Here is a 13,555-nt window from a genome sequence, read left to right as displayed (position 1 = left end):
GAGGGTTGGACCGCGCGAGCGGCCGGAACTCATCGCACACAGCGTCACCGAAAGGCTTGCAGCGCGCCGTGCCGACTGCGGCTTGCAGCGCGCCGTGTCCACTGCCGGGAAACACCCCGCTAGGCTGGGTGGATGGCCAGCCCGAAGCGCCCCGTGCACCACGACACCGCGCAGCGCGAGGTGCCTGCGGACACCCCGACCGGCGTCGACCTCGAACGCGTCATCGCCGAACAGGTCCGCAAGCTCCGGCTGGCGAGCGGGCTGTCCGTCGGCGACATGGCCGCGAAGATCGGGATCTCGAAGGCAATGCTCTCGAAGATCGAGAACGCGCAGACCTCGTGCAGCCTCTCGACCCTCGCCCGGCTCGCCGCCGGCCTGGACGTGCCTGTGACGTCCCTGTTCCGCGGCGCGGACTCGACGCGGGACGCGGTGTTCACGTCGGCCGGGCAGGGCGCCGAGATCGTCGGCCGCGGCACCCGGGTCGGTCACCACTACGAGATGCTCGGGGCGCTGCGCGGGCAGCACAAACGACTCGAGCCGGTGCTGGTGACGCTGAACAACGCCAGCGAGGTGTTCCCGCTGTTCCAACACCCGGGCACCGAACTGCTGTACATGCTCGAGGGTGAGATGGTCTACGGCCACGGCGAGAACGAGTACCGGCTGCGCCCCGGGGACGCTCTACTCCTCGACGGCGAGGGCCTGCACGGGCCGAACGAGTTGGTCGAGTTGCCGATTCGATTCCTCGCCGTGACCGCCTACCCGGACAACCACCAGGGCTGACGGCGTCAGCGCCCCCGCCGCAGCCGCAGCGTCAGCCGGTGCGCCTGGCGCAGCAGCAGTTCCCCGAGCTCCTTCCGCCGTTCGAGCGGGAACCGGGATTCCACACCGGTCAGACTCAGCGCCCACGCGGGCTGCTCGGCGGTGTCGAACACGGCCGCGCCCATGCCCCAACTGCCCTCGACGAGCAGCCCGGGATTGACGCAGTACCCGGTCAGCCGGGTGGCGTCGATCCGCTCCCGAATGCCCTCGGAGCTGTGGTCGGAGCCCCACGCGGCGGTCAGCTCGTGACGGCCGAGGTACTCATCGATCTCCCGGTCCGGCAGGTGCGACAGGATGACCAGCCCCGCGGACGCGACCCCGAGCGGCAGCCGGATACCGACGTGCAGGACGTGTGAGCGCAGCGGGAAACTGCCCTCTTCCCGGGCGATGCACACCGTCTCGTCGCCCCGCCGGGCCGAGAGGAACGCGCTCTCCCCGGTCTCGCGGGCCAGGTCTCGCAGGATATCGCGGGCGACGTCGGTGATGTCGTAGCGGCCCGCGGCCTGCGCCCCAAGCAGATACAGCTCCGGCCCGAGCGACCACCGGCCCGTCTTGTGGTCCCGGTCGACCAGCCCCTCCTCGGCCAGCGAGGTCAGCAGCCGGTGCGCGGTGGGCCGGGCCAGGTCCGTGGCACGGGCGAGGTCGGAGGTGGACGCGCCGCCCGGCTCCACCGCCGAGATGGCTCGCAGCAGGGCACCGACCCGACGGATCACCTGAGGCTTGAGTGTGTCCTCCATGCCCCCGATCATACGTTCACTCAGTGAACGCATGTTTCGGAGCAGTCCACCAAACGAGCACTCTGGTCCGATTCACGATCTGCTCTTGAACCCCTGCGACCTGCGCACTTAAGTGTCGAGGAGGAAGTCCCCGCGACGTCCGCCGGATGAACACCATTCGAGGACAGGACCGCGGGATGCCACCCGAGTGGAAGGACTGGGATGGGAACGACAGTGTTCGCCACGACGACCGAAGCGGTCGCCGACATCGGCGACGGCGCCACGATCGCCGTCGGAGGGTTCGGGCTGTGCGGGATTCCCGACGCCCTGATCGATGCGCTCCGCGCGTCCGGGGTCGGCAACCTCGAGGTGTTCTCCAACAACTGCGGCGTCGACGACCACGGTCTCGGAATCCTCCTCGGCGCCAAGCAGATCAGCCGCGTCACCGCCTCGTATGTCGGCGAGAACAAGGAATTCGCGCGCCAGTACCTCTCCGGTGAACTCGAGGTCGAACTGACCCCACAGGGCACCCTCGCCGAGCGCCTCCGTGCGGGCGGTGCCGGCATTCCCGCGTTCTTCACCCCCGCCGGTGTCGGCACCCCCGTCGCCGACGGCGGCCTGCCGTGGCGCTACGACGCCGACGGCTCCGTCGCGGTCGCGTCCCCGCCCAAGGAGACCCGCGAGTTCGGCGGCAAGCGGTACGTGATGGAACACGGCATCTCCGCCGACTTCGCCCTCGTGCACGCCGTCCGCGGCGACACCGCGGGCAACCTGGTCTTCGACAAGACCGCACTGAACTTCAACCCCCTCGCGGCGATGGCGGGCAAGGTCACCATCGCGCAGGTCGAGGAACTCGTCCCCGCCGGCGAGCTCGATCCGGCCCAGGTGCACCTGCCGGGCGTGTTCGTCCAGCGGATCGTGCACACCGGCCCCCAGAACAAGCGCATCGAGAAGCGCACCGTGACTGCGACCGAAGGAGCCTCGCGATGACCGGATGGACCCGCGACGAGATGGCCGCGCGTGCGGCCGCGGAGATGATCGACGGCGAGTACGTCAACCTCGGCATCGGCCTGCCGACGCTGATCCCCGGCTACCTGACCGACGACGTGCGGGTGACCCTGCACTCGGAGAACGGCATCCTCGGCACCGGCCCGTACCCGACCGACGACGCGGTCGACCCGGACCTGATCAACGCGGGCAAGGAGACCGTCACCGTCAATCCCGGTGCCGCGTTCTTCGATTCGGCGTTGTCGTTCGGCATGATTCGCGGCGGCCACATCGACACCGCGGTCCTCGGCGGCATGCAGGTGTCGGCCACCGGCGACCTCGCCAACTGGATGGTGCCCGGCAAGATGGTCAAGGGCATGGGTGGCGCGATGGACCTCGTGCACGGCGCACGACGCGTCATCGTGGTCATGGAGCACACCGACCGTGACGGCGGCGCGAAGATCGTCGAGTCCTGCAGCCTGCCGCTGACCGGGCAGGGCGTCGTCAACCGGATCATCACCAACCTCGCGGTGATCGACGTGGTCGGCGACGGCACCCTCGCGCTGGTCGAGTTGGCGCCCGGCGTGACGGTCGACGATGTCACCGCCGCGACCGACGCCCCGCTGGACATCCGCCTGCCCGAACTCGTCTGAGCAACCTGCACTTTCGAAAGGAAACATCCGTGACGGACAACGTTTCGGTCATCGTCGCCGGATCCCGGACCCCGGTGGGTCGATTGCTCGGTTCCTTGAAGGACTTCTCGGGATCGGACCTCGGTGGGATCGCGATCAAGGGCGCGCTCGACAAGGCCGGGGTCGCCCCCGAGCAGGTCGAGTACGTGATCATGGGCCAGGTCCTCACCGCCGGTGCCGGGCAGATCCCCGCCCGCCAGGCCGCGGTCGCAGCAGGCATCCCGATGAGCGTGCCCGCGCTGACGATCAACAAGGTGTGCCTGTCCGGCATCAACGCCATCGCGATGGCCGACCAGCTGATCCGCGCCGGCGAGTTCGACATCGTCGTCGCCGGCGGCCAGGAGTCGATGTCCCGCGCACCGCACATGCTCGAGAAGTCCCGGCAGGGCTTCAAGTACGGCGACGTCACCCTGCGCGACCACATGGCCTACGACGGCCTGCACGACATCTTCACCGACCAGCCGATGGGCAACCTCACCGAATCCGCCAACGCCGGGGAGAAGTTCGTCTCCCGCGAGGAGCAGGACGCCTTCGCCGCCGCCTCGCACCAGCGCGCGGCCCGCGCCTGGAAGGACGGGGTGTTCGACACCGAGGTCGTGCCGGTGACCATCCCGCAGCGCAAGGGCGACCCGATCGTCGTCACCGAGGACGAGGGCATCCGCGCCGACACCACCGCCGAGTCCCTCGCCGGACTGCGCCCCTCCTTCTCCAAGGACGGCACCGTCACCGCCGGCTCCGCCTCGCAGATCTCCGACGGTGCCGCGGCGGTCGTCGTGATGTCCAAGACCAAGGCCCAGGAACTGGGCCTGGACTGGATCGCGGAGATCGGGGCGGCCGGTGTCGTCGCCGGACCGGACTCGACGCTGCAGTCCCAGCCCGCCAACGCCATCGCCAAGGCATGCGAGCGGGAGGGCATCGACCCGAAGGACCTCGACCTGGTCGAGATCAACGAGGCGTTCGCCGCCGTCGGCATCGCCTCCACCCGCGAACTCGGCATCGACCCCGCCAAGGTCAACGTCAACGGCGGCGCCATCGCCATCGGCCACCCCCTCGGCATGTCCGGCGCCCGCATCACCCTGCACCTGGCGCTCGAACTGGCCCGCCGCGGCGGCGGCGTCGGCGCGGCCGCACTGTGCGGCGGCGGCGGCCAGGGCGACGCCCTCATCGTCCGCGTACCCAAGAAGTAAGGCAGACAACGAAAGGCCCCGGTGTCGCGGCGGAGGTGCGCGACACCGGGGCCTCCCCGAGCTCTACAGTCGAGTTGATGGCGCCGTCACGCCGTGACGGCGCATCAACACGCGGGTGGTTCGACGGTACGACGCCGGCCGGGCGGGCAGGAACCACTGCGCGGTCCGTGTCAGCGTCCCCACGTTCGCGTCGATCTCGTCGAGCACCTCGTCGACCTGTCGCAACGAGAACGGGATGATGTTCGTGCCGCGGGCGGGCTTGCCCTCGCTGCGTTCGATCATCCAGTCCAGCCGGGTCCGCACGAAGGCGCGCCGATCCTCGAGCGGCGGCAACTGCGTGCCACCGAGCATGTGGTCGGTCGCCCACAGCGCGGCGGCCTCGGCGCTGAGCGGGCTGAACAGCGACGACCCGTAGCCGACGAAGTACAGGTTCGGGACGTCGAGCGGCAGAATCTGCCGGTACAGCTGGAAGTTGCCCTCGTCGTCGGTCAGCCTGTCCTGCATCTCCTCGGTCAGGAACGGTACGCGTTGCTGGAATCCGGTGGCGCACACGATGACATCCGCCGGAATCACGGTGCCGTCGCTGAGCTCGGCCACGGGCTTGCCGTCCTTCTCGTGCAGCGCAGTGATGACGGTCCCTCGTCGGACACCGATCGTGCCGTCCGCCACCTTCTCGTAGAACTGTTCGGTCGCCAGGCTCACCGCGTGTCGGACGATTCGCTCGAACGATCCCTCCGGCACCAGCCCGACCCGGTCGAGGAGCAACTGCTTCTGCGCGACGGACTGAACGGCGCCGAGCAGACCGTTGCGCAGGAAGCGGCCGGGACCGATGAGGAACCGCCCGAACCCACGCTGGTCGATGTGCTCGAAGAGCCCCTCACTCAGTCGGGTGAGCAGAACGTACTTGTAGTTCAGTACGTTCCCGAGCTTGCGCGGCATCTTCCACGTGACTTCGCGGGCGACGACCGTCATGGAGGCGGAGACCTCGCTGAGTGCCTCGGCGACGTCGCATGCGGACTTTCCGTAGCCCACGACCAGTACGTCCCTGCCCGCGGCGTCCTCGAGCCGATGGAAGTCGGACGCCGCACACAACCGCCCGCCCGCCTGCTCGTAGTCGTCGACACCGGGATACGGGGGCACGAACGGGTCGCAGAAGATCCCGTTCGCGATCACGAGACGGTCGTACCGCTGCTCATCGACCCGGCCGGACTCGACCTCGCGGGATGTCACCGACCAGAACCCGGTGTCCTCGTCCTGGACAGCCGCGGTCACCTCGGTGCCCAGGCGCAGGTGCGGCACCAACCCGAAGTGCTCGGCGTACCCGGCCAGGTATTGCTGCACCTGCTCGCCGCTGGGCCACTCGGGATACCCGCGCGGCATCGGGTAGTCCGAGAATGCGTAGGTGCCCTTGTTGTTCTGCGTCGTCACACCGGGGTAGCGCCGGGTGACGCTCCATACCCCGCCGACGTCCGGCGTGCGGTCGTACACCGTGACCTCGAAGCCGAACTGCCCGAGCACCTTCGCCGAGGACAGGCCAGCGACGCCGGCCCCGATGACCGCGACCCGCATCGGATCCCCTGCGGATCCGCCGGGTGACCCGCTGGGGCTCACCGCCCCTCCCCCGACACGAGCGCCTCTCCGAGGAACTGGCTCACGAGCTGCTGGAAGCGCGCCGCATGTTCGATCTGCGTCCAGTGTCCGCACTTGCCGAACACGTGCAGCTGCGAGTTGGGGATGGTGTCGAACATGTGCTGGGACGCCGCCAGCGGCACGACCCGGTCTTCACGGCCGTGCAGGATGAGTACCTCGTGCTCGATCCCCGCCAGCTCATCGTCCGGCACGATCTGGGCGTCGAGGTGGCGCTGCCGCGGCTCCGGGAAGACCATCTCGAACGCCTCCTGAGCGCCCGGCCGGATCGTGGCGCGGTACCGCAGCTCGGCGAGTTCGTCGGTCACCAGAGACCGGTCGTACGCCATGATGTCCATGATCTTCTTCATGTTCTCGATCGACGGCTCATAGCCCCACAGCGCATCGAGTTCCGGGGTGAAGTCGAACTTCACGCCGCCGGCCCCCATCAGGACGATCCGTCCGAGCCGGTCCGGGAACCGCGTCGCGAGGTGCAGTGCCAGACCGCCACCGAACGAGTTGCCCACCACGTGCACCTTCGGGATGTCCAGCCCGTCGAGCAGCGCCAGGACCTGGTCGATCCAGGTATCGAAGATCTCGAACCGCGCCGGTTCGGGCAGCGAGGTGTATCCGAACCCGACCAGGTCCGGTGCGATCACCCGGAAGTTCTCTGCGAGAACGGGAATCAGACCACGCCAGTTGGCCCAGGCCGACACGCCCGCGCCGGACCCGTGCAGCAACAGCACGGGATCACCAGTGCCGACGTCGTGGTAGTTGGTGTCGAACGATCCGGTCCGCAGGCTCTTCCCGACCTCGGGATTGATCACGGTTGTCATCTCGACTCCTAGTTCTGGAAGACGGACGCCACGGCCGACAGGAGGTCGTCCTGCGGTCGTTCGGGCGAGGGGTAGGCGCGCTTGCTGTGCGCGAGGTCGGTCTGCACGAGCATCTCGCACATCTTGTAGGCCACGACACCGGGATTGAGGACGGGAACGTCCAGTACGGACGACAGATGAGCGTGACTCTGGTGCATCGTCGTCGAGCCGAGGACGATCACGTCGGCGCCGTCTTCCTCCACCGCGGCCCGCGCCTCGCGTTCGAGCGCGGCGAAGACGAATTCCTCCTTGCCGGCGAGCAATTCGGCGGCGTCGGGGCGCACACCGATGTCGCGCACCGATGCCATGCGACCGGTCAGCCCGTTCTCGCGGGCGGCCTTGTGGTACAGCTCGTGCCACTGCGGCCACATCGTCACGACCGAGAATCGCTTGCCGAGCAGGCACGCGAGCAGCATCGTGGCCTGGCTCGGCGCGACGACCGGGATCGTCAACCTGGACCGCAGGGCCGCGAGCGCGGAATCGCTCATCGAGTTGACACACACGCCGGCGTATCCCTGCTCCTCCGCTCTGCATCCGGCGTCGAGCACGAAGGCGTCCGCGAGGGTCGTCTCGTACGCGCTGTCGAGCGCACCGCCGCCCGCCCGCGCCGACACGAATACGTTCTCGAACGCCGGGTGCACGAAGTCGCCGGAGAGCTGGGAGGCGAACGCATCCAATGCCTCCGGAGGGACCGGTACGGGGACGATGTTGAGTACACGCTTCACAGTTCGAGTTCCTCTCTGGTACGAGTGAGGGTGTCGACGACGGCATACGCGACCGCTCGGGTCGCTGTCATCACGTCGGACACCGATGCAACACCCATGCCGCCCAGCCCCTCGTTCAGTTCGTCGGGGGCGGTAGCGGGCGGCCACGGGTAACCGATTCGAGCACAAGGAATTCCGAGACGGCGGATGAGCGTGCCGTCCGTCTGCCCACCCAGCAGCGGAGTCGTCTCGTAAGGACGCCCCTCGACCTCCTCCCACCCACGGCGGCAGGACTGGATGATCCAGTTCGCGGTGTCGGTCATGCCTCCGGGGAGGGACCCGTACATCTCCCAGTCCAGTTCGATGTCCGGGTGACGACACCGCACACCGGCGATCATCTCCGCGAACTGGTGACGGACATCGGCGGGCGTGACCCGCGGGTTGACCCGGACGTCGAGGTAGATCTCCGTGGTGGCCGATGGAAACGCCGGCTTGTCCGGACTGCCGGAGCGCACCGCCGAGATCCAGCCCTCGGGCAGGGTGGATCCCGAGGTGTTCCGTGCGGTGTACTCCGGAAGCCACTGCTCGATCTCCTGAATCACGGTCGCGGCCGGGACGATCGACGAGCGGAAACCGTCCGTGCCGCGGGTGATACCCGCGTAGCCGAAGGTGCCGCGCACCGAAACCTTGAACCAGCACATTCCCGGTTCCTCGGGGTACACCGCCCACCACGGCTTCAGCACGATCGCGTGGTCCGGCATCATGCCGTGCGTGAGCATGTGGAACACGCCGCTGCTCATCCCCACGTGGTCGCGGTTGCTCATCGTCACCGGCATGCCGCCGCCTGCAAATCCGATCGCGAGGTCGCCGACCAAAGGTATGTCCGCGTCGACGACCGCGTTCATCACCTCGGTGAGTCCGGCAACCATGCACTTCGGGTTGGAGGCGCCCAGTCCGATCACGAGATCGCCGTCGACCTTCGCCTGGGGAACCATGTCGGGGCGCAACGACTTCCCCACCCACGGCACGTCCGCCTCGGGGTCGATGTGGGTGTCGATGGGCGCGTACAGCAGCAGGCGGCTCCCTCCGCCCGTTCCGGCCAGTTCACCGACGGCGTTGCCCGTGTGCTCCGACACCGCCTGGTATCGCGCGTCGATCCCGACCCGGTCCCGGAGGTGGGTCGCCATGAACTCGGACGCGGCCCGCTCCCGGCCCGTCGGGCTGTGGATGTCGATCAGGTCGACCAGCAGGTCACGGAACCGGTCCTGATCCAGCTTCGAGCAGACCTGCTCGTACATCTCCCGACGCGTGTCGTCGAGTGGCAGTCGTACGGTCGTCTCCGGCTCAGTCACGTTCGATCTCCTCCGGTACTTCCGGGCGCTCCGCCAGTCCGACGCTGTCGGTGAGGCTGGTGGCCACCCGAATCAGCGCCTGGTCGGCGTGTGCCGGTGCGATGAGCTGGATCCCGAGCGGCAGCCCGTATGCGCCGCGCCCGGTGGGCAGTCCGACTGCGGGACAGCCGCTCACGCTGGCCAGCTTGTTGAACACGGGATCGCCGGTGCTCGTCAGACCCGCCGGCGCCTCCCCTGGCGCGGCGAGCGTCAGCAGCAGGTCTACTTCCGCGAGGGCCCGGTCCACGAACGCTCGCGCGGAGCGCAGCACCCGACGCGCCCGCTGGATCTCGCTCGCCGGCGCGGTTCGTCCGGCGAGGAGGAAGGCGTGCAACTGGTCGCTGATCCGTTCCGGACGCGAACGGTGGATCCGATCGGCGAGCGCCGCGGACGCCTCGGCCGCCATGATGAGCGTGTGTGCCTCGTCGAGGTCCGCCAGCTCCGCCGGTACCTCGATGTCACGGACGTTCGACACCACTTCGCCCATGCCCGAACGGAACTCCTCGAGCATGCTCGCAGCGGCGGGGGTCGCACGGTCCGCCCACGGCGGGCGCAGCACACCCACCCGCATGTCGCGCAGCGCCGGCAGGATCACCGAGTGCGGGGTGTGCGCTCCGTCCGACGCCAGCGACTCGTCCAGCGCTCCCAGCCATGCGGGATGGCGGGCGAATCCGCCGACGGTGTCGAAGGTGAGCGCCACGGGCAGCACGCCGTCGAACGGCCACCGGCCGTACGTCGGTTTCAGGGTGAACACGCCACAGAACGAGCCGGGGCGCAGCACCGAACCGGCGGTCTGCGTGCCGAGAGCCAGCGGCACCTGGCCGTCCGCCACCGCGGCGGCCGAACCGCTCGACGAGCCGCCGGGAGTGTGACCCAGCCCGTGCGGGTTCCGGGTCTGCGTCGGACGGTAGGTGGCGAACTCGGTGGTGGTCGTCTTCCCCAGGACGACGGCCCCGTCCCGGCGCAGGCGTCGCACCACTTCGGCGTCCCGTTCCGGGCGCCATCCCGCCCACAGCTCGGAGCCGTAGCCGGTTGGCTGGTCCCCGGTCTCGATGATGTCCTTGAGGCCGAACGGGATCCCGTGCAGTGCCGAGCGCCGCGGCTCGGCGTCGCGGGACCGGGCCTGCTCCAGCGCCAGATCGGGATCCAGGTGGGCCCACGCCTTGATCGCGTGGTCGCGGGCACCGATCCGCTCGAGGCAGTGTTCCACCGCGGCGGAACTGAGATTCTCGTCGGCCAGGATGTCCGCGAAGGGAGAGGAGACGACTGACATCCCGTTCACTCCGCCTTCTGCGGCTCGTGGCCCCAGCGGGACGGCGAGCGGAAGGTCTTGACCTCCCAGTCGTCGGAGCCGACGAGCTCGCCGCCGTAGCCGATCTCGATGGCGAATCCGGAGGGGGTACGCAGGTAGAAGGACGTCACACCGTCGTTGGTGTGCCGGCCGAAGGTCATCTGCAGCGCGATGGCGGCCTCGTTGATGATGTCGTATGCGCGCCCGACATCATCGATCGATGTCACCTCGAGCATCAGGTGGTTGAAGTCCCCGCCCGTGAAACTGAAGCACTCGTTCATCAGCGCCAGGCTGTGGTGCCGCGGATTGCAGTGCAGGAAGGTGGCATCCGCACCGTCCCACACGATGTAGTCGGTCAACCGGAAGCCGAGGACGCGGGTGTAGAAGTCAACCGCCTTCGGGTAGTCCTTGCACATCAGGACCACGTGCCCCAGGCCGAGCTCACCGGTGACGAAACCACCGATCACGCCGCCCTGCGCCAACGGGAGGTGATCGATCGTCGGACCGAAGCAGACCTCGTTCGGGAACCCGTCGGCGTCGACGAATCGGAAGGCCGCCACCGCCATCCGTTCCTCCGGCGCACCCGTGTCGAGCCACTCCACGGCAAGGCCCTCGGCGCCGACACGGTCCGCGATCGCGCGGAGTTCGTCGAGGCTGTCGACCTCCCACGTGATCGTCCGGATCCGATCCTCGGTCGCGGGGTACAGCGCGATTCGATGATGGTGGTCGTCGATGCGGATCAACAGCGGATCCTGATCGGACTCACGGGATCGTGCATGCAGACCCAGGAGGTCGACCAACACTCGGCGCCAAGCCTCCAGGTCCGTGACGTCGACGCTCAGAGCGCCCAGTCGCGAAATACTCATCTCTTGCCTCTGTTCGGAAGTCGAACCGCGTCGCCGCGCAGTTCAATCACGATCTAGCTGGGAAGGAACTGCTCGGCGTGGATACGCTCAGCCGGCATTCCGAGTTCGAGCAGCCGCTGTTCGGCGGCCTGCAGCATCGCCGGCGGCCCGCACAGGTACGCGGCCGTCTGTGGGTGCGCGACGTCGGCGGCGGTCAGGACGCTGACCGGATTCCCGACCAGGATGTCGGGGATCTCGACGGGTTCGTCGACGACCACCCGGACCGCCAGGTTGCGCATGAAGCTGCGGCGGGCGTCGAGTTCGTCGAGGTGGAACAGGTCGGCCCCACGCGTGCAGCCGAAGACGAGGCGGATCGGGTGATCGTCGCGCGCGGTCTGCAGTGTCTCCAGCATCGACAGCATCGGGGCCAGCCCGGTGCCGCCGGCGATCATCAGGGTCGGTCCCGGATCGTCCGCGAGCCCGAATCCTCCGATCGGTCCCTCGATTTCGATCCGGTCGCCGGTTGCGGCACCGCCGCGGAGGTAATCCGACATCGCGCCGGACGGGAGCACCCGAATCGTGAACGTCAGCTTCTTCCGGTCGCGCTCACCGGACGCCATCGAGTAGGAGCGCCATTCGTCGGTGCCGGGAACACGCATCCGCACGTACTGCCCGGCCCGGAACGAAAAGCGCACCGACTTGGGGAGTTTGAGCTGCAGCTCGACGACGCTCTCACCGAGCCACGTAATGGCGCCCACCTTGGCGGTGGTGACGATCACCGGGTACTCGTCGAGCATCGACGCCGGGTAGTCCAGTTCCACTTCGGAGTCCGCGAACGCGTGCGACTGACACAGCAGTCGGTGTCCGGCGTCCAACTCGTCCTGCCGCAACGAGTAGACCCGACCCTCGGGCATCACCACTTCACCGCAGGCGACCCGACCGACGCAGGTTCCGCAGGTACCGATCGTGCACTGACTCACCAGCCGGACACCGACCGCGTTCGCTGCTTCGAGAATCGTGGTGCCTGCCGGCACCGGAACTGTCTTCGTGCCGTCCGTGAACTTCAGGTGGACGTTGTTCGTGGTCACTGCGCACTCCGGAACTGCGTCGGTCGGGGCGATGGACATGGTCAGTCCTCGTCCTGGAAGGGCGACTCGAAGTAGCCACGCGGGTGCCGCGCTGCCATCTTGCGCCAGGCAATGATGGAATAGTCCATGTCGCAGAGCATCTCGTTGTTCCAGCCGTCGAACCGGGTGTAGTGCTCCTCGGTCGCCTCGCGGGCGAAGACGTCGCTGTTGTTGAAGCCTTCGAGCGCGAGCGGCAGCATGAAGTTGTCGTACTTGAAGTTGAACTCGGCGATCTCCTCGTCGGTGGTCGCGCGGGTCGCGATGATCTCCCAGTACTCGTGGTGATGGTCGTCGATCGGGACGTAGAACTCGTACTGCACGTGGTCGGTGATCGGCCAGTGCTCCACCATCAGGACGCCGGGCACCCACAGCGAGGTGCGGAAGTAGTGCGGCACCGTGCCGCGCGCCTTCATGTTGACCTTCGGGTTGTCGAGGCACGGCTTGTAGAGGTCCGGGCGGTCGTAGCGGTTCATCACGCCCTTGGGACCGTCCGGGATGTCGATCTCCTCGGTGGCCGAGTCGGTGAGGGCGTTGACGCCGAGGGGCAGGGCCCGGTCGAGCGCCACCAGGATCTGGTTGTCCCAGTGCACGAGAAGGTGCCCCGGATCGAGACCGTTCTCCGCGGCCAGGCGCCAGTTGCCCACCAGCTTGCGGTGGATACCGCGGATCACGATGCCCTGGTCCAGCAGATGCGGCACAGGATTGTCATTGGGGTCGTTGGTGACCGGTGCCGGCAGGTCGCTGCCGAGCGGCGGCGGAGTGCCGTAGTCCTCGTCCCCGACGAACACGTAGATGATCCCGTTCACCTCTTCGACGGGGTACGTGCGGATGCCGGCATTGCCGATCAGCGAGTCGTCGGGGTTGCCGACGATCGTGGTGAGGCTGCCATCCTCGAGGCCGTACGTGAATCCGTGGTACCAGCAGGTGATCGTGCCCTCCGACAGGCACATCGGCTTGGCGGACAGCTTCACGCCGCGGTGGATGCAGCGGTCCGACACGGCGTACGCCTTGCCCGCCGAACGGCGCACGGCGATGTCGTGGCCGCCGATCGTGATGCCCTTGACGGTGCCGTCCTCGAGTTCGCCGGACAGCAGTGCGGGGTACCAGTGGTTGGCGTAGCCCCAGTCGGCTTTGACGTAGGGCGCGTACTGCCGGGTCACGCCGGCGGACGAGCCGCTGTAAGAAGAACCGGTCATCGAAGAGACCTCCGTTGTGGTCTGAGTGAATGGGCTGTTCAGCTGCGGGGATGGGACCAGCTGCGCGAAGGCCCGGGCTGTGGGCCGCAAGTTCTGGAG

At 68.1% G+C, this 13,555-nt stretch carries 13 protein-coding genes; 4 read left to right on the top strand and 9 right to left on the bottom strand.

Going from position 1 to position 13,555, the window contains the following annotated elements; translation table 11 throughout:
* The first annotated feature begins 132 nt into the window (after window positions 1–132).
* Window positions 133–780, top strand: a complete 648-nt coding sequence (locus tag ACWEPG_RS15070) for a helix-turn-helix domain-containing protein (RefSeq protein ID WP_450112405.1) — start codon at window positions 133–135, stop codon at window positions 778–780.
* 5 nt (window positions 781–785) lie between these two features.
* On the opposite strand, the gene ACWEPG_RS15065 is transcribed toward ACWEPG_RS15070, so the two are convergent.
* The gene (locus ACWEPG_RS15065) at window positions 786–1,556 is read right to left on the bottom strand and encodes an IclR family transcriptional regulator (RefSeq protein WP_450112406.1); all 771 of its coding nucleotides are present in this window, start codon (window positions 1,554–1,556) and stop codon (window positions 786–788) included.
* A 201-nt stretch (window positions 1,557–1,757) separates the two neighbouring features.
* Between ACWEPG_RS15065 and ACWEPG_RS15060 the strand changes: the two genes are divergently transcribed.
* Genes ACWEPG_RS15060 through ACWEPG_RS15050 form a run of 3 tightly spaced genes read left to right on the top strand, consistent with a single transcriptional unit; the run spans window position 1,758 to window position 4,401 of the window.
* Window positions 1,758–2,525: a CoA transferase subunit A gene (locus tag ACWEPG_RS15060; protein WP_450133257.1), complete on the top strand. Its 768-nt coding sequence runs from the start codon at window positions 1,758–1,760 to the stop codon at window positions 2,523–2,525.
* The gene (locus tag ACWEPG_RS15055) at window positions 2,522–3,175 is read left to right on the top strand and encodes a 3-oxoacid CoA-transferase subunit B (protein ID WP_450112408.1); all 654 of its coding nucleotides are present in this window, start codon (window positions 2,522–2,524) and stop codon (window positions 3,173–3,175) included. Before ACWEPG_RS15060 ends, ACWEPG_RS15055 begins: the two co-directional genes overlap by 4 nt.
* Before the next feature lie 29 nt (window positions 3,176–3,204).
* Window positions 3,205–4,401, top strand: coding sequence for an acetyl-CoA C-acetyltransferase (locus ACWEPG_RS15050; RefSeq protein WP_452594712.1), 1,197 nt, complete (start codon window positions 3,205–3,207; stop codon window positions 4,399–4,401).
* A 63-nt stretch (window positions 4,402–4,464) separates the two neighbouring features.
* Here ACWEPG_RS15050 and ACWEPG_RS15045 read toward each other — a convergent pair whose 3' ends face one another.
* Genes ACWEPG_RS15045 through ACWEPG_RS15010 form a run of 8 tightly spaced genes read right to left on the bottom strand, consistent with a single transcriptional unit; the run spans window position 4,465 to window position 13,456 of the window.
* The gene (locus tag ACWEPG_RS15045) at window positions 4,465–6,012 is read right to left on the bottom strand and encodes a flavin-containing monooxygenase (protein WP_450112410.1); all 1,548 of its coding nucleotides are present in this window, start codon (window positions 6,010–6,012) and stop codon (window positions 4,465–4,467) included.
* Window positions 6,009–6,863, bottom strand: coding sequence for an alpha/beta fold hydrolase (locus ACWEPG_RS15040; RefSeq protein ID WP_450112411.1), 855 nt, complete (start codon window positions 6,861–6,863; stop codon window positions 6,009–6,011). The genes ACWEPG_RS15045 and ACWEPG_RS15040 overlap by 4 nt, the downstream gene beginning before the upstream one ends.
* An 8-nt stretch (window positions 6,864–6,871) precedes the next feature.
* Window positions 6,872–7,627 carry an aspartate/glutamate racemase family protein gene (locus tag ACWEPG_RS15035; protein ID WP_450133260.1) on the bottom strand — a complete coding sequence of 252 codons (756 nt, stop codon included), beginning with the start codon at window positions 7,625–7,627 and terminating at the stop codon, window positions 6,872–6,874.
* A complete protein-coding gene (locus ACWEPG_RS15030; RefSeq protein WP_450133261.1) occupies window positions 7,624–8,958 on the bottom strand; it encodes a M20 family metallopeptidase in 1,335 nt (444 codons plus the stop codon). The genes ACWEPG_RS15035 and ACWEPG_RS15030 overlap by 4 nt, the downstream gene beginning before the upstream one ends.
* Entirely contained in the window at window positions 8,951–10,270 is a 1,320-nt protein-coding gene (locus tag ACWEPG_RS15025) for an amidase (protein WP_450112414.1), read from the bottom strand. The genes ACWEPG_RS15030 and ACWEPG_RS15025 overlap by 8 nt, the downstream gene beginning before the upstream one ends.
* 5 nt (window positions 10,271–10,275) lie before the next feature.
* Window positions 10,276–11,154: a VOC family protein gene (locus ACWEPG_RS15020; RefSeq protein WP_450133263.1), complete on the bottom strand. Its 879-nt coding sequence runs from the start codon at window positions 11,152–11,154 to the stop codon at window positions 10,276–10,278.
* Window positions 11,155–11,207: 53 nt separating this feature from the next.
* On the bottom strand, window positions 11,208–12,260 hold the full coding sequence (locus ACWEPG_RS15015; protein ID WP_450112416.1) for an FAD-binding oxidoreductase: 1,053 nt from the start codon (window positions 12,258–12,260) through the stop codon (window positions 11,208–11,210).
* A 2-nt stretch (window positions 12,261–12,262) separates the two neighbouring features.
* Complete coding sequence (locus ACWEPG_RS15010; RefSeq protein ID WP_450112417.1) at window positions 12,263–13,456, bottom strand: Rieske 2Fe-2S domain-containing protein; 1,194 nt, start codon at window positions 13,454–13,456, stop codon at window positions 12,263–12,265.
* Between the last annotated feature and the right edge of the window lie 99 nt (window positions 13,457–13,555).

The sequence above is a fragment of the Rhodococcus sp. NPDC004095 genome, from assembly GCF_053604015.1.
The sequence above is the reverse complement of the archived record's forward strand: the minus strand, read 5'-3'. Positions and strand labels throughout refer to the sequence as shown.